Origin of the sequence: Zobellia roscoffensis (assembly GCF_015330165.1) — a bacterium.
Classification (GTDB): Bacteria; Bacteroidota; Bacteroidia; order Flavobacteriales; family Flavobacteriaceae; genus Zobellia; species Zobellia roscoffensis.
The window spans coordinates 789,584-804,885 of the sequence record NZ_JADDXT010000002.1; the positions used below are offsets into that span (position 1 = coordinate 789,584).

At 37.5% G+C, this 15,302-nt stretch carries 14 protein-coding genes; 9 read left to right on the forward strand and 5 right to left on the reverse strand.

The window, feature by feature from the left end; all coding sequences use genetic code 11:
* Positions 1-2 precede the first annotated feature (2 nt).
* Positions 3-1,322: a serine hydrolase domain-containing protein gene (locus tag IWC72_RS03385; protein WP_194528816.1), complete on the forward strand. Its 1,320-nt coding sequence runs from the start codon at positions 3-5 to the stop codon at positions 1,320-1,322.
* 15 nt (positions 1,323-1,337) lie between these two features.
* Here the strand turns inward: IWC72_RS03385 and IWC72_RS03390 are convergent, their stop codons facing one another.
* Together IWC72_RS03390 and IWC72_RS03395 are read right to left on the reverse strand one after the other, a co-directional pair.
* Positions 1,338-1,892 (reverse strand): nitroreductase family protein, encoded by a 555-nt coding sequence (locus IWC72_RS03390; protein ID WP_194528817.1) that lies wholly within the window; start codon positions 1,890-1,892, stop codon positions 1,338-1,340.
* 82 nt (positions 1,893-1,974) lie between these two features.
* Positions 1,975-3,132, reverse strand: a complete 1,158-nt coding sequence (locus tag IWC72_RS03395) for a homogentisate 1,2-dioxygenase (RefSeq protein WP_194528818.1) — start codon at positions 3,130-3,132, stop codon at positions 1,975-1,977.
* A 238-nt stretch (positions 3,133-3,370) separates the two neighbouring features.
* Here IWC72_RS03395 and IWC72_RS20360 point away from each other — a divergent pair, with 238 nt between their 5' ends.
* Entirely contained in the window at positions 3,371-3,496 is a 126-nt protein-coding gene (locus IWC72_RS20360) for a hypothetical protein (RefSeq protein WP_262893475.1), read from the forward strand.
* A gap of 218 nt (positions 3,497-3,714) precedes the next feature.
* Here IWC72_RS20360 and IWC72_RS03400 read toward each other — a convergent pair whose 3' ends face one another.
* The 3 genes from IWC72_RS03400 to IWC72_RS03410 all read right to left on the reverse strand — a co-directional run bounded on the left by IWC72_RS03400 (position 3,715) and on the right by IWC72_RS03410 (position 6,828).
* On the reverse strand, positions 3,715-4,992 hold the full coding sequence (locus tag IWC72_RS03400) for an NAD(P)/FAD-dependent oxidoreductase (RefSeq protein ID WP_194524839.1): 1,278 nt from the start codon (positions 4,990-4,992) through the stop codon (positions 3,715-3,717).
* A gap of 208 nt (positions 4,993-5,200) precedes the next feature.
* Positions 5,201-6,103, reverse strand: coding sequence for a universal stress protein (locus tag IWC72_RS03405; RefSeq protein WP_194524840.1), 903 nt, complete (start codon positions 6,101-6,103; stop codon positions 5,201-5,203).
* Positions 6,104-6,192: 89 nt separating this feature from the next.
* On the reverse strand, positions 6,193-6,828 hold the full coding sequence (locus IWC72_RS03410) for a Crp/Fnr family transcriptional regulator (RefSeq protein ID WP_194524841.1): 636 nt from the start codon (positions 6,826-6,828) through the stop codon (positions 6,193-6,195).
* A gap of 178 nt (positions 6,829-7,006) precedes the next feature.
* Here IWC72_RS03410 and IWC72_RS03415 point away from each other — a divergent pair, with 178 nt between their 5' ends.
* From IWC72_RS03415 to ccoG, 7 genes are all read left to right on the forward strand, one after another.
* Positions 7,007-9,403 (forward strand): heavy metal translocating P-type ATPase, encoded by a 2,397-nt coding sequence (locus IWC72_RS03415; protein ID WP_194528819.1) that lies wholly within the window; start codon positions 7,007-7,009, stop codon positions 9,401-9,403.
* A 107-nt stretch (positions 9,404-9,510) separates the two neighbouring features.
* Positions 9,511-9,945: a DoxX family membrane protein gene (locus IWC72_RS03420; RefSeq protein ID WP_194524843.1), complete on the forward strand. Its 435-nt coding sequence runs from the start codon at positions 9,511-9,513 to the stop codon at positions 9,943-9,945.
* A 170-nt stretch (positions 9,946-10,115) separates the two neighbouring features.
* The gene (gene ccoS / locus IWC72_RS03425) at positions 10,116-10,289 is read left to right on the forward strand and encodes a cbb3-type cytochrome oxidase assembly protein CcoS (RefSeq protein WP_194528820.1); all 174 of its coding nucleotides are present in this window, start codon (positions 10,116-10,118) and stop codon (positions 10,287-10,289) included.
* A gap of 189 nt (positions 10,290-10,478) precedes the next feature.
* Positions 10,479-12,683: a cytochrome-c oxidase, cbb3-type subunit I gene (ccoN, locus tag IWC72_RS03430; RefSeq protein ID WP_194528821.1), complete on the forward strand. Its 2,205-nt coding sequence runs from the start codon at positions 10,479-10,481 to the stop codon at positions 12,681-12,683.
* A gap of 5 nt (positions 12,684-12,688) precedes the next feature.
* Positions 12,689-12,880, forward strand: coding sequence for a CcoQ/FixQ family Cbb3-type cytochrome c oxidase assembly chaperone (locus tag IWC72_RS03435; protein WP_194524846.1), 192 nt, complete (start codon positions 12,689-12,691; stop codon positions 12,878-12,880).
* Positions 12,877-13,830, forward strand: a complete 954-nt coding sequence (locus IWC72_RS03440) for a cbb3-type cytochrome c oxidase N-terminal domain-containing protein (protein WP_194528822.1) — start codon at positions 12,877-12,879, stop codon at positions 13,828-13,830. The genes IWC72_RS03435 and IWC72_RS03440 overlap by 4 nt, the downstream gene beginning before the upstream one ends.
* A gap of 46 nt (positions 13,831-13,876) precedes the next feature.
* Positions 13,877-15,295, forward strand: a complete 1,419-nt coding sequence (gene ccoG / locus IWC72_RS03445) for a cytochrome c oxidase accessory protein CcoG (RefSeq protein WP_194524848.1) — start codon at positions 13,877-13,879, stop codon at positions 15,293-15,295.
* The last annotated feature ends 7 nt before the right edge of the window (positions 15,296-15,302 follow it).

Here is a 15,302-nt window from a genome sequence, read left to right on the forward strand (position 1 = left end):
TCATGAAAAAATCAGCACTTGTATCATTCTTAATTTTACTAATTACCGGTTCGGTTTTTTCTCAAGAATTTGATACCGCTAAAATTGATGGCCTTTTTACAACCCTAGAAACCCATGACCGGTTTATGGGCAGTGTTGCCCTATCTAAAAATGGAAAAACTATTTACAGCAAAACCATTGGTTATGTCAATATAGAAACGAAACAAAAGATAAACACAAGCACTAAATTTAGAGTAGGTTCCATTAGTAAAATGTTCACTTCAACTCTCACTTTTATGGCTGTTGAAGAAAATAAAATTTCTTTAGACCAACCTTTGGCAGACTTCTTTCCGACAGTTAAAAATGCATCTGACATTACTATTGGAAATTTACTCAACCACCGCAGCGGTATTATAAATGTAACAAGCCTACCTAGTTATCTTCTATGGAATACGCAGCCAAAAACGAGACTACAGCTTTTAGAGTTATTAGAACAAGGAGGAAGTGTTTTTACTCCAAATAGTAAAGCTGAATATAGTAACTCTAACTATGTTCTGTTGACCTTTATTTTAGAAGATGTTTTCAAAGACAACTATGCCAATTTAATTAAAGACCGAATAACGGTTCCTTTAAAATTAAGCAACACGTATGTGGGTTCAAGCATAGCCCCAACAAACAACGAAGCGTATTCCTATAACTACGACACCAATTGGAACAAATCTTTTGAAACGGATATGTCCATTCCCTTGGGCGCAGGAGCTATTGTAAGTACACCTATAGATTTAAACACCTTTGCAACCGCTCTTTTTAAAGGTAAATTAATTTCTAAAAATAGCTTAAAGCAAATGACCACATTCACCGAAGGCTATGGTATGGGGTCGTTTCAGATGCCTTATTTTGATAAAAAAGGATTTGGCCACAATGGAGGAATTGATGGTTTTACGTCTCAACTGGCATGTTTTCCCAAGGACGAAATATCAGTTGCAATTACATCAAACGGTAGCCGTTATGGCAACAATGACATCCTTATTGCAATTTTGGCCGCGTACTACGGCAAATCTTTCCGTCTACCTAATTTCAATACGGTCACAGTCACACCAAAAGACCTGGAACAATACCTTGGCACATATGCTAGTAGGCAGAAAAAACTTAAGGTTACGATTACTCAAAACGACGGCACCCTTATGGCACAAGCCACTGGTCAATCTTCATTTCCCTTGGAAGCTGTAGAGAAACACGCTTTCGAATTTTACTTAGCAGGCGTTCGTCTTGAGTTTGAACCTGAAAACAAAACCATGTACCTAAAGCAAGGAGGAGGCACTTTCACCTATAAAATGGAATAAGAACTAGTGCATTGGCTAGTCCATCCAAACTACTTTATCCGCAATGGGTGTTCGCTCCCCTTCAGGAATGGGTTCATCTGTATAGCCCATGTAAAAAAAGCCCAAACAGGCTTCGCCGTTATTCATCTCAAAGAAATCGTGCATGTGCTTTATAAGTCCGGGAGAGCTCCAATAAGAACCTATGCCCATATCTGTACAGCAGAGCCACATGTTCTGAACGGCCATTGCCGTAGCAGCTACTTCTTCCCATTCAGGAACACTTTGGGCAGGGTCTCTTTGCATACAAATAGCAATAATTGCCCCTGCACGTTTAGGGTTTTCTATCAATTTTTTGGCTTTGAATTCCTTAGGGTTCGGGTCATTCTCTAAATATTTCAAAGAAAGAAAAAGCCCTAATTTCTCTTGAGATTCACCCTGTAATACTCGAAATCTCCAAGGTTCCGTTTTCTTATGTGTAGGCGCCCAATTAGCAGCTTCCAATATTTTTTCTATATCCGCTTTTGCTATGGGTTTATCGTTATACTGTGCTGGAAAAACCGAACGTCTATTTTTTATTAAATCAAAAATCATTTGTCTCTTTTCTTTTCCCAAAAGTACCTATAAACCCTAAGGGAAGCATGGGCTTTAGCAAAAAGATAACAGCTATAAGATATTACTCAAGCCAACTTTTGTAATACTTGCCATCATCAATATCCATGGCTTGTTGTGTTAACTTTAATGGCTTAAACGTATCAATCATAACTGCAAGTTCTTCGGTCTTACTTTTACCGATACTTGCTTCGTACGTACCTGGATGTGGACCATGAGGAATACCTGCCGGATGCAAAGAAATATAACCTTCATCTATACCTTTTCGACTCATAAAATCACCATCCACATAATATAGAACCTCATCAGAATCTATATTGGAATGATTGTAAGGCGCCGGAATAGACTGCGGATGATAATCATATAACCTTGGGCAAAACGAACACACCACAAAAGCACTGGTCTCAAAAGTCTGGTGTACCGGTGGCGGTTGATGTACACGCCCCGTAATCGGTTCAAAATTGTGAATCGAAAAACCATAAGGAAAATTATAGCCATCCCAACCCACCACATCAAAAGGATGCGTAGCATACACCAAGTGATGCAGCTGTCCTTGCTTCTTCACCTTCATTAAAAACTCCCCCTTTTCATCATACGTTTGGAGATTTTGTGGCAATTTAAAATCACGCTCGCAAAAAGGAGAATGTTCTAAGTGTTGTCCAAACCAGTTGCGATAGCGCTTTGGTGTATATATTGGATGGTAGCTTTCGGTAATTAACAATCGGTTGTCTTCAGTATCAAATTCAACCTGATAAATCATCCCTCGGGGAATCACTAGATAATCGCCATATTCAAAAGGAATTTCCCCTAAAAAAGTCTTTAAAGTACCTGAACCTTTATGAACAAACAAAAGCTCATCTGCATCTGTATTCTTGTAAAAATACTCAGTAAGCGATTTTTTGGGAGCGGCAAGTCCCACATGCACATCACTATTAAAAAGTACCGTTTTCCTACTTTGCAAGTAATCATCTTCAGGAGTTACCTGAAAACCCTTAAGTAGTCTCGATTTTATATTATACTCAACCGCTGCCCTAGGAGCCATATCCAACACTTTACCTACTTCCTTTACTTGTGTAGGTCTATGTAAATGATAAAGTAAAGATGACATACCATCAAACCCTATGGTTCCAAAAAGTTGTTCGTAATGTAGAGTCCCATCCTTCTTTTTGAAAATAGTATGTCGCTTTTGCGGGAAATTTCCTAGTTTATGATATAGTGGCATTGAATTTTTCTTCTAAGTCTCCCTTAAAATTACAGATTTTTTATCGATATCTCATATTTGACCCTTTTTTAAAATGGATGAAATTATCTGAACAGAACAAAATTCTTAAAATGGAAAAAACGTTTTAATAACGTATTTCATCGATGAAAATAAATCAATTTACTGTAAGTTTGGAATGTAGTTAATCTTATGAAAATGAGATGCCTAAAACTACAAAACCTAACTAAAACCCTATACCATGACAAAGAACAACTATCAGGTAAAAGCGGAAAAAGCTAAAAAAGCTTGGATGTCAATCCAGAAGAAGGTAACCTCAAATCACAACCAACAGAGTTTACTTGAGCGTCAACTTCAAAAAATCTAATCCATAATTATTAGAAGAAGAGATTAGTCGTTATATAACTTCTTACTAGCACCTATCTACCTAAGTAATTTGAACTTATAAAGACATGGTGTGCATAAAAAAAAGCCTTCCAACATGGAAAGCCTTTCATTGGCCCAAACCTATGTAGGTTCTGGGTCACAACACAACAAGGCAAAGATACTAAAGCATTTTAATTAATTGCTATCTGTATTGCTAAACTATGTTCTTGGAGTGAACCTTCTTAATATGAGGCGTGCCGCTTTATCATAATTGATATAGTTATAGGCCCAGTTAAAGAAAACAATTACTTTGTTTCTGAAACCTACAAGTGCCATTAGGTGAACGAACATCCAAATAAACCAGGCAAAGAAACCACCAAATTTCAGCTTTTTAATATCGGCAACGGCCTTATTTCTACCAATAGTAGCCATGGTACCTTTATCTACGTAAGTAAAAGGTTTCATTTCTTTACCCTCTAATAACTTCTCTAAATTATTGGCTAGAAGTTCTCCTTGTTGAATTGCAGGTTGCGCTACCTGCGGGTGACCTCTAGGAAAATCCTCAGTCTCCATATATGCAATATCGCCAATAGCAAAAACCGTGTTATAGCCTTCTACTTGGTTAAAACGGTTTACTTTATACCGGTTTAAACGCTCTACTAATATATGCGAAGCAAAACCCTCTATGGCCGCACCGGTAACCCCTGCTGTCCAAATAAAATTTTTGGTCTTTAATACACTTCCATCCTTTAAAGTAACTTGTTCTCCATCATAATTACTAGCAATGGCATTAAGATGAACGCGAACTCCCAAGTCTTCTAGAAAACCCATGGCCTTTTTAGAAGCATTTTCACTCATAGGCGGTAATACTCTGGGGCCGCCCTCAAATAAATTAATTTCCATTTCATCTACATTCAGATGTCTATAATCTTTGGGAAAAACGTTATTCTTAAGTTCTGCGAACGCTCCAGAAAGTTCCACACCCGTAGGCCCAGCTCCTATGATACAAAAATTAAGCAATGCCTTACGCTCAACAGGGTCTTGACAATCATCTGCTTTCTCAAAATTCTGCAACATTAAACTTCTAATATCCAAGGCTTGCGGCACGCTTTTCATAGGCATAGCATGTTGGGCTATTTGTTGATTGCCAAAGAAGTTAGTTTTTGTGCCTGTAGCCAAAACCAAATAGTCATATTCAAGATTACCCGTATCCGTAAAAATTACTTGTTGTTCCGGATCAATACGTTCAACATTAGCCAGTCTAAAATAGAAATTCTCTAAATGTTTCAACACTTTACGGATGGGATACGCAATGGAATCTGGTTCTAGACCACTTGTAGAAACTTGATATAGTAAGGGCTGAAATGTATGATAGTTATGCCTATCCAGTAAAACAATTTGTAAATCAATCTCACTGAGTTTTTTTGCCAATGATACTCCGGCGAAACCGCCACCAATAATCACTAATCTTTTTTGACCTGTATTTGGAAGGTTCATCCCTTATTTTTTCTGCAAAAATAAGAAGAACCAGCAGAGTATCTTTTTTATCTTTAGAAATATAACATATAATTATGCCTCAATAAAAAAACTAGGATTATATCTAATAAACTACCTCAGGGCAAGCCTAAGCGGTATTAAAAGAAATACACTTTGATTTCAAGGCTAGTCTTGGAGCATTTAATCTTGATTATTGTTTAAAACCAGTCTATTCAGAAATAAAAGCACCGTGTTCCTTTTTGTTTTTTGAAGAACCGGACATACCTAATTCAGGTATCACCAATAAAGGAATCTGTGTATGAAAAGCCACTCGTTTAACTACAAGCTCTCTAGTTATATTTTCCATATAACTATGTTGATAATGCAGCATGGCCAATAAATGAATATCCAATTCATCACTAAAGACTTCAAGCGTTTTAGAAATTGAGTTCAATTCGGAAACCGTATGTATATAATGCTCAACCTCTTTTAAATATTTCCTCAACATGCTCAAATTAAATTTCTGTAATTCTGTTAATGCCGAAATGGTGTGTTGCACGTGCACTATTCTAATGACCGCATTAAAAGTAAGAGCCATATCTAGCAATGGCTTAAGTTCTGATTCTGTATAAAACCGATTAAAATCTGTAGCGAAAGCAATTTCATCTGGTGTCTGAAATTTAAAATTCTGAGGAACGGCAAGCACTGGGCATTTCTTTACGGCTTTTATAATACGAACCGCATTGCTCCCCATAAACACCTCTTCTAGCCCCGATGCACCTTTTGTCCCAGCAATGACCAAGTCTATTTCATAGTCATCTACAACTTCTCTAACCTCATCTACCAGCATAGAAAAAGAAGATATGGCAGTAAACTTATGTTTGGGGTTTTTATATTGGATATGAATTCGTGAAATGAAATTGGCGAGACCCTCTTCAGACTGGCTCCGTGCAGCATCTTCCAACATTCCGGAGGCCACATTTGTTGCCATGAACCTGCTATGAGCAATGTGGGGAGTGTACGTGTTTAATACGAAAAAAGTACAGCTTTCATTCTTAAAAAGTTCTAGTGCATAGCGTGCCGCGTTCCACGCATTTTCTGAAAAATCGGTAGGCAGTAATATATTCTTCATCTACTTTTTTATTGAAATCTTCAAGGGTAAAAGTAGAACCAAACCTATGGGCAAACTATGACATATATCAGTTTTTGAAAACAGGGCGTCTAAAAACCTTCAATTAGATCTAAAAGTTTTCGTTCGTCTGCAACGCCTATTCTCTTTCCAGAAGTTCTAATCAATCCTTTTTTCTTGAATTCAGAAATAATCCGAATACACGATTCCGTTGCCGTACCCACTACATTAGAGTAATCTTCCCTTGATAAGGTCAGCGTTAAAAAACCCTCACTATCCTCTCCATAATTCTTTTTAAGGTATAAAAAGGCTTCAGCCATACGTTGCTTCACCGTTTTTTGAGACATGTTAACAATAACGTCATCTGCCTCTTTCAAGTCATGTGCCATATGCCTTAAAACTTCAACAGCAAAATTAGGATTGCATTCAAGTGTATTAGAAATAACCTCTTTGGGAATAAAGCAAACTTCCATATCACTAACCGCTATAGCACTTAAATTGGTAGATTCTTCAGCAATAACTGCACGTTGTCCCATAACCTCTCCTTTACTAGCCAATTTTACAATCTGGTCTTTACCATTTGCGCTTAGCTTAGATAATTTAGAAACTCCGTCTCGAACACAAAAAACACCGTCTAACTTTTCCCCTTCCTGAAAAAGCGCTTCGCCTTTTTTAAGTGTTTTGGAGATTTTAGAATCGGATACTCTCTTCAATTCTTCCTTGCTCATAGCTCGTAACGAATTGAATTGCCGTATTATACAATTTTCACATCTGCTGTTCATAACTCTATTATTTATACCTGACACTACAAAGATACCGCTCATAAATTACACAAAACCTGACAATTGTCATGTTTTTAAACTCATACCCTTTGCACCTTTGTACAAGGTATTAGCAAATGTAAAAATGAACTCTAACAATTGTTTCCATTGTGGTGACGACTGCGGCACAAAAGCCATAGTTCTAGACGATAAAAATTTCTGCTGTAATGGTTGTAAAACCGTTTATGAAATTTTTTCGGGTAATGATTTAGACTATTATTATGACCTACAATCAGCTGCTGGTGCCACACCAAAAATCGTTGAAGGAAGATACGATTTTTTGGATTCAACACCAATTGTCGAACGCCTTATTGAGTTCAATGACGGGGACTTACAAATTGTAAATCTCTACATACCGCATATTCATTGTAGTTCTTGTATTTGGATACTTGAGAACCTTAATAAACTAAATCCGTCTATAAAAAACGGACAGGTTGATTTTCCAAAAAAAACAGTCAGAATTACATATAACAGCACAAACATTTCCTTAAAGGAAGTAGTCATTCTTTTAGCAAGAATAGGTTATGAACCCAATATTTCATTAGATGATTTTGATAACAAGAAGAAAAGTATTGACCGCAGCCTTATTTATAAACTAGGTGTTGCAGGTTTTGCTTTTGGTAATGTTATGTTTTTATCATTTCCAGATTATTTCGACCTCTCTTCTAGCGACACATCCGGCGGCGAATTTTGGCTCAATAGATACGAACCGGTTTTTCACTGGCTCATGTTTTTATTTTCGCTACCCGTTCTCCTTTATGCGGGCAGAGATTATTTTATTTCGGCTTACAAAGGGCTCCGCAGTAAACTATTAAATATTGATGTTCCTATTGCTTTGGGAATTTTGGTTCTCTTTGTGCGTAGTACTTTAGAAATATCTTTTGGTTGGGGAAGCGGTTTTTTCGACTCCCTAACGGGATTAATATTCTTTCTGCTCTTAGGAAAGTTCTTTCAGCAGAAAACCTATTCTTTTCTATCATTCGAACGTGATTATAAATCCTATTTTCCTATTGCTATAACTCGAATTTCAAAAGAAGGAAAAGAAGAAACCACCCAGGTTCATGATATAAAGAAAGGTGACCGATTACTAATTCGTAACGAAGAATTGATTCCAGTTGATGGTATTCTCATAACTGGACAAGCACGTATTGATTATAGCTTTGTTACGGGGGAATCTGAACCCGTCAAAAAAGAGTCAGGAGACAAAGTATTTGCAGGAGGAAAACAGCTGCAAGGTGCTATAGAAATGGAAGCCTTAAAATCAGTTTCACAAAGTTACCTCACCCAATTATGGGGAAACAGTGTTTTTCAGGAAGACAAAGCCAGTAAGTTTCAAACTTTGACCGATAGTATTGGTCGGAGGTTTACCATTGCGGTACTTTCCATTGCTTTTTTATCGGCAGCATTTTGGTTGTATTATGACCCGAGCAAGGCCTTAAACGTTTTTACAGCAGTATTAATCATTGCCTGTCCTTGTGCTATTGCATTGGCATCACCTTTTACGCTAGGCAATATGCTCCGCATTTTTGGGCGAAAGAAATTTTACTTAAAAGACACCCGAACCATAGAACAACTGGCCCAAATAGATACCGCCATTTTTGACAAAACAGGAACTATTACAACTGCAAAAAAAAGTACGGCCACTTATGAAGGCATGCCACTTACGGACAATGAGGCATCCCTTTTAAAAAATACCCTACGCGGATCTAATCATCCATTGAGCAGAACATTATACAGCCTATTGGCCGAACAAAACATCTTCACTTTAGATGAATATGAAGAACATATTGGCAAAGGTGTTGAAGGAACCAAAGACAATGAACATATAAAAGCTGGATCCGCATCTTTTGTAGGAAATACGAATACTGCCGATACATTAAACACATCTGTACACATAAGTAGCAACGCAACTTACAAAGGCAAATATGTTTTTCATAATGAATACCGAAAAGGAGTTTCCGAAGTTTTTAAGGCGATGTCAAAAAACTTTAATGTAGCTATTCTATCTGGTGACAACGAAGGCGAAAAGCAACGTTTGGAAAAATTACTACCATCATTAACTCCCTTATATTTCAACCAGAAACCTCATCATAAATTAGATTTTATAAAAACGCTACAAGAACAAGGCAAAAAAGTACTCATGGTGGGCGACGGGCTTAATGATGCGGGTGCATTGGCACAAGCAGAAGTTGGTCTGGCCATTTCGGAGAATATAAATGTATTTTCCCCAGCCAGCGATGGTATTATGGATGCTTCAAAATTCCAACAATTGGTGCAGTACATAATAGCCTCAAAGAAGGCTATGAAAGTCATAAAACTGTGTTTTGTTTTATCCTTGACTTACAACCTCATTGGTCTTTATTTTGCCATTACCGGACAACTAGAACCTGTAATTGCTGCTATTTTAATGCCCTTGAGCTCAATAAGCGTTGTAGGTTTTGCTACCATAGCAACTAATGCTATTGGCAGGAAATTACAATAGACACTAAGATAAGGACTATTCTTACAAGTGTTAAAAAACTGTGCTGAACGCTAGAAAAACTTAGGTTTGTACGTTCCAAAACCGACTAAACAAGATTTTCATTTCACATGCCTTCTTTAAAAACTGCTACGCTTTTAACTCATTTCAAGAAAACTTCATTACTTCAGGCTTCAATAGGCATTGTCTATTTATGGTTTGGTAGTTTAAAATTTTTCAGTAATGCCAGTCCAGCAGAAGAAATGGCCAAAGACACCATCAGTGTTTTATCTTTGGGACTTATTCCTAGAGAAACCTCTATTATTCTCTTAGCTATTTTAGAAGTTGGTATCGGTATTTTCCTTCTTTTGGATTTATACAGAAAACAAACGGTAATTGTAACTCTTGGCCATATGGTTTGCACCTTTACCTCCTTATTGCTTTTAAGTGAAATTTCTTTTACTAGCAGTCCGTTCGCCCCTACTCTCCTGGGTCAGTACGTCATCAAAAACTTGATTATAATTGCTGCATTAATTTCCATTTATCAGAATACAAAAAAAGTATAAACTTTTTCTTTATCCAATCTTTCCCTTTTACAAATTCATCCTACACACTTCTATTTATCAAATCATTACACTCTTATTTTGCAGAATTTTAACCTATTCTCCAAAACCTGACATAAGTCATATTTAATGGCATAACCACACCGTAGTTTTACACCATAATTCAGGTAGGTATGAGTGTAATTTATGTGTTATTGGCTATCAGCATTTTTGTTGCAGTCCTTTTTTTCATAGCATTTATTGTTTCGGTTAAAAGCGGTCAGTACGACGATTCGTATACGCCATCCGTGCGCATGCTTTTTGAAGATGAGCTCGTGAAGTCTACTAAGGATGAAAAGAGTAGTTAGTAGTTAGTAGTTAGTAGTTAGTAAAATATTTCAAACTAATTGAACATACAAGCCTTTAAAAAGTACTAAAACAAATTAATGATAAAACATGTTGAACATTCGCAAAGGCATCAAGAGTCTATTCTCTAATTTCTTTTCTCTGTTCTCCTTTTTACAAAAAAAAATCCAACTAAATAAACAAGTATAATTATGGAAGTACAGCAGTTTTATTACGATAACAAAATCGTGAAAAATTTCCTCTATGCAACCATGTTTTGGGGTATTGTGGGTATGTCTGTAGGCTTATTATTAGCCTTTATGTTCATGTTCCCCAACTTAACCGACGGTATATCGTGGTTGAGTTTTGGTCGATTACGTCCGTTGCATACCAACGCAGTAATTTTTGCATTCGTAGGAAATGCCATTTACGCAGGTGTTTACTATTCTACACAACGGCTACTGAAGGCGCGTATGTATAGTGATTTCCTAAGTAAGTTCAATTTTTGGGGGTGGCAATTGATTATTGTTGCGGCAGCCATAACCCTACCATTGGGGTACACAAGCTCTAAAGAATATGCTGAACTTGAATGGCCTATAGATATTGCTATTGCGATAGTTTGGGTTGCTTTTGGTGTGAACCTTATTGGCACTATGATTAAAAGGCGACAACGTCATCTTTATGTAGCCATCTGGTTTTACTTGGCGACTTTCGTTACGGTAGCCGTATTACACATTTTCAACAATATAGAATTACCTGTTAGTGCTTTAAAAAGTTACTCGGTTTACGCGGGTGTTCAAGATGCATTGGTACAATGGTGGTACGGGCATAATGCCGTAGCATTTTTCCTAACTACTCCGTTTTTAGGTCTTATGTACTATTTCGTACCAAAAGCAGCAAACAGACCCGTGTATTCGTATCGACTATCCATTGTTCATTTCTGGTCATTGATTTTTATATACATCTGGGCAGGTCCACACCACTTATTGTATTCTTCCTTACCAGATTGGGCTCAAAATTTAGGTGTAGCGTTCTCTATCATGCTTTTGGCACCATCTTGGGGCGGCATGATTAACGGTCTATTGACTTTACGTGGCGCTTGGGATAAAGTGCGTACAGACCCTGTTTTAAAATTTATGGTGGTTGCAATTACTGGTTATGGTATGGCAACTTTTGAAGGCCCAATGCTTTCTCTTAAAAACGTAAATGCAATTGCACACTTTAGTGATTGGATTATTGCGCACGTACACGTAGGTGCTCTAGCATGGAATGGTTTTATGACTTTTGGTATGATCTACTGGTTAGTTCCAAGAATGACAAAAAACAAACTGTTCTCTACTGGCTTGGCAAACTTCCATTTCTGGATAGGTACTTTAGGTATTATTCTATACGCCTTACCCATGTACGTAGCCGGATTTACTCAAGCATTAATGTGGAAAGAATTCAACCCAGATGGCACATTGGTCTATGGTAACTTCTTAGAAACTGTGGTAGAAATAATGCCTATGTATTGGATGCGCGCTATTGGTGGTAGTCTCTATATTGTTGGGGCCTGCGTTATGATTTACAATGTAGTTCGTACTGTACGTTCTGGTAGTACAATTGAAGATGAATTGGCTGAAGCTGCTGCACTTACTCGGGTATCAAAACACAGAACTGTTGGTGAAACTTTCCATACCTGGTTAGAACGTAAGCCTATACAATTAACAATTTTGGCTACCGTGGCTATTTTAATTGGAGGTATTATACAGATTGTACCTACTCTTTTGGTCAAATCAAACATACCGACCATTACCAGTGTAAAACCCTATACTCCTTTAGAATTGGAAGGTCGTGACCTGTACATTCGTGAGGGTTGTGTAAACTGTCACTCGCAAATGGTTCGCCCTTTTAGAAGTGAGGTAGAACGTTATGGCGAATATGCCAAAGCTGGTGAATTTGTCTACGATCACCCATTCCTTTGGGGTAGTAAACGTACCGGACCTGATTTACTTAGAGTTGGAGGAAAGTATTCTGATAACTGGCATTTGAACCACATGTATGACCCACAAAGCACCTCATCTGGCTCTATCATGCCTGCCTATGCCTGGTTAGTCCGCGATAAACATGACCGAAGTAATATTCAAGGTAAGATGGAAGCCATGGTCACCTTGGGTGTTCCCTATACCGATGAAGAAATTGCTAATGCAGATGCCCTTATGGATGTACAAGCTGAAAAAATCGAGAAAAACTTGTACACTGACCCCGATTTTGCAAAAACCTATGAAGCTGATAAAACATATGCAGCTGAAAACGGTGAAGAATTCGTAGAAATGCGAGATAGAGAAATCGTAGCCTTAATCGCATACCTACAACGACTAGGTACTGACATTAAAATAAAAGAGACAGGCGAAATAATATCAGATAACAAAAACTAAGCATCATGTTCAAATTTGTAAAAGGATATATGGAAACTATTGATGGTGTAGCAACCTACCCCATGATATCATTACTCATCTTCTTTGTGTTTTTCACATTGCTATTCTGGTGGGTTGTGACCGCCTCAAAATCATACATAAAAGAAGTGAGTGAATTGCCTTTGGAAGAAGATAACCAACAAAACCTAGACCTATGAAAAATACATCAACCTGGTGGATTAAAATACCACTGATTTTCTTTTTAATATTTGGTTTGACGGAGTTTTTCGTTGATTCAGGAGAGTTGCCGGCCTTTATAAAATACCCAATGGTGCAGGTATTTCTTGTATTCATTTTGTTCTTGCTCATCGTCATTGCGATAATTACTAGAGCTATTGAAAACGTAATGTTCCAAACCCTTTCAAAAGAAGGCCAAGAACGTTATATAGCCGCGAAAAACAAATCTTTTCAATGGGAATGGGGACAAAAAACCTACCAAAAAATGTTGGGTTCTAAGCCTATTGAAAAAGAGGGTGAAATTATTCTTGACCATAATTATGATGGTATTCGAGAACTAGATAACAACTTACCACCATGGTGGGTATATCTTTTCTATGCATCAATCGTATTTGGTGTCGTTTACCTCTTGCGGTTTCATGTATTTAATGACTACACCCAAGACCAAGAGTATGAGCAAGAAGTAGCTGCTGCTCAATTAGAAATAGAAGCATACAAAAAAACTGCTAAAGGTCTTGTTGATGCAAATACAGTAGAATTGCTTACCGACGCATCTGATATTAGTGCGGGTAAAAGCATTTTTGAAAGCAACTGTGTTGCCTGTCATATGACTGATGGTGGCGGTGGTATCGGACCTAACCTAACCGATAAAAATTGGATTTTAGGCGGAGGAATTAAGAATGTATTCCATACCATTTCAGAAGGTGGTCGTGATGGTAAAGGTATGATTGCATGGAAACAAAACTTAAAACCTGCCGAGATTGCACAGGTTGCTAGTTATGTACTGAGCTTTCAAGGTACTACACCGGCTAACCCTAAAGCACCAGAAGGTGATGTCTGGGCAGACCCGAACGCACCAGAACAAACTATTCCGGCTACAGAAACTAATACTGAACAAGAGATTGATTCTACATCGGTTTCTATGAACTGAATTGAGCGAAGGCAAAAACCTTTACTAGCCGACAAAGAGAAACAAAATGGCACAAGACCAAGATAACTTCAGAGATTCTATTGGTACTATCAAAGAAGATGGAAAACGGGCATGGGTATTTCCTAAAAAGCCTAGTGGCAAATTTTACGACTACCGTAAATATGTGAGCTATGTACTCCTTACATTCTTGATTGCTTCTCCGTTTATTAAAATAAATGGCAACCAATTCTTGATGTTCAATGTGTTAGAAAGGCGATTCAACATCTTTGGGTTTCCGTTTTATCCGCAAGATTTTCACCTCTTTGTCATCTCTATGATTATTGGGGTAGTTTTCATTGCTCTTTTTACGGTGGCATTTGGTCGTATTTTTTGTGGGTGGATGTGCCCTCAGACCATTTTTATGGAAATGGTTTTCCGTAGGATAGAATATTGGATAGATGGTGACCGTGGCGCCCAAATGCGACTTGACAGACAACCCTGGAACGCCGAAAAGATTCGTAAACGGGTTTTAAAATGGTTCGTTTTTTTCATCATATCATTTATCATAGCTAATGTGTTTCTGGCTTATTTGATTGGTAGTGACCGTCTAATACAATACATAACAGACGGACCATCGCAGCATTTGAGTACCATGTTATCGCTTTTAATATTTACAGCGGTATTCTATTTTGTATTTGCTTGGTTTAGAGAACAGGTTTGTATAATTGCCTGCCCATACGGGCGTATGCAAGGGGTTTTACTAGACAACCAATCTATTGTTGTTGCTTATGACCACAAACGGGGTGAAGCTGAAAACGGAAGAAAAAAGTGGCGTAAAAATGAAGACCGAGAAGCATTGGGCCATGGTGATTGTATTGACTGTTTTCAATGTGTAAATGTTTGCCCTACAGGAATAGACATTAGAAATGGAACGCAACTAGAATGTGTAAACTGTACGGCTTGTATTGATGAGTGTGATACCATTATGGAAAAAGTCAATCTCCCAAAAGGATTGATTCGCTATGCCAGTGAAGATGAAATTACCAAAAAAGAAAAATTCAAATTTACTCCTCGTTTAAAAGGGTATACGGCCGTATTGGTCATTTTAACCGGAGTACTTGTGGGAATGATGTTTTTAAGAAATGACCTCGAAGCAAATATTTTACGGTTACCAGGCCAACTTTACGAACATAAAGAAGGGAACATTATCAGTAATGTATACACCTATAAACTACTAAACAAAACAACCAAGTCAGTAGATAATGTTCATTTTGAATTGATATCCCCTAAAGGGGAAATAAAACTGGTACGCCATGAGAATTTTGATGTGCAGCCCGAAGCGCTAGCGGAAGGCACTTTGTTTATAGAAATCAATGCTTCGGTATTGAGCGGTGACAAAAACAACTTGAAAATTGGGGTATTTAGTAATGATAAACTTATAGAAACTACCACGGCCCGCTTTTTAGCACCACGTAGTTACAAATAGAATTAAA

Coding starts and splice junctions, on each gene's coding strand:
- IWC72_RS03385 (WP_194528816.1), top strand. CDS start 3: ATGAAAAAATCAGCACTTGTATCATTCTTAATTTTACTAATTACCGGT.
- IWC72_RS03390 (WP_194528817.1), bottom strand. CDS start 1,892: ATGATTTTTGATTTAATAAAAAATAGACGTTCGGTTTTTCCAGCACAG.
- IWC72_RS03395 (WP_194528818.1), bottom strand. CDS start 3,132: ATGCCACTATATCATAAACTAGGAAATTTCCCGCAAAAGCGACATACT.
- IWC72_RS20360 (WP_262893475.1), top strand. CDS start 3,371: ATGACAAAGAACAACTATCAGGTAAAAGCGGAAAAAGCTAAAAAAGCT.
- IWC72_RS03400 (WP_194524839.1), bottom strand. CDS start 4,992: ATGAACCTTCCAAATACAGGTCAAAAAAGATTAGTGATTATTGGTGGC.
- IWC72_RS03405 (WP_194524840.1), bottom strand. CDS start 6,103: ATGAAGAATATATTACTGCCTACCGATTTTTCAGAAAATGCGTGGAAC.
- IWC72_RS03410 (WP_194524841.1), bottom strand. CDS start 6,828: ATGAGCAAGGAAGAATTGAAGAGAGTATCCGATTCTAAAATCTCCAAA.
- IWC72_RS03415 (WP_194528819.1), top strand. CDS start 7,007: ATGAACTCTAACAATTGTTTCCATTGTGGTGACGACTGCGGCACAAAA.
- IWC72_RS03420 (WP_194524843.1), top strand. CDS start 9,511: ATGCCTTCTTTAAAAACTGCTACGCTTTTAACTCATTTCAAGAAAACT.
- ccoS (WP_194528820.1), top strand. CDS start 10,116: ATGAGTGTAATTTATGTGTTATTGGCTATCAGCATTTTTGTTGCAGTC.
- ccoN (WP_194528821.1), top strand. CDS start 10,479: ATGGAAGTACAGCAGTTTTATTACGATAACAAAATCGTGAAAAATTTC.
- IWC72_RS03435 (WP_194524846.1), top strand. CDS start 12,689: ATGTTCAAATTTGTAAAAGGATATATGGAAACTATTGATGGTGTAGCA.
- IWC72_RS03440 (WP_194528822.1), top strand. CDS start 12,877: ATGAAAAATACATCAACCTGGTGGATTAAAATACCACTGATTTTCTTT.
- ccoG (WP_194524848.1), top strand. CDS start 13,877: ATGGCACAAGACCAAGATAACTTCAGAGATTCTATTGGTACTATCAAA.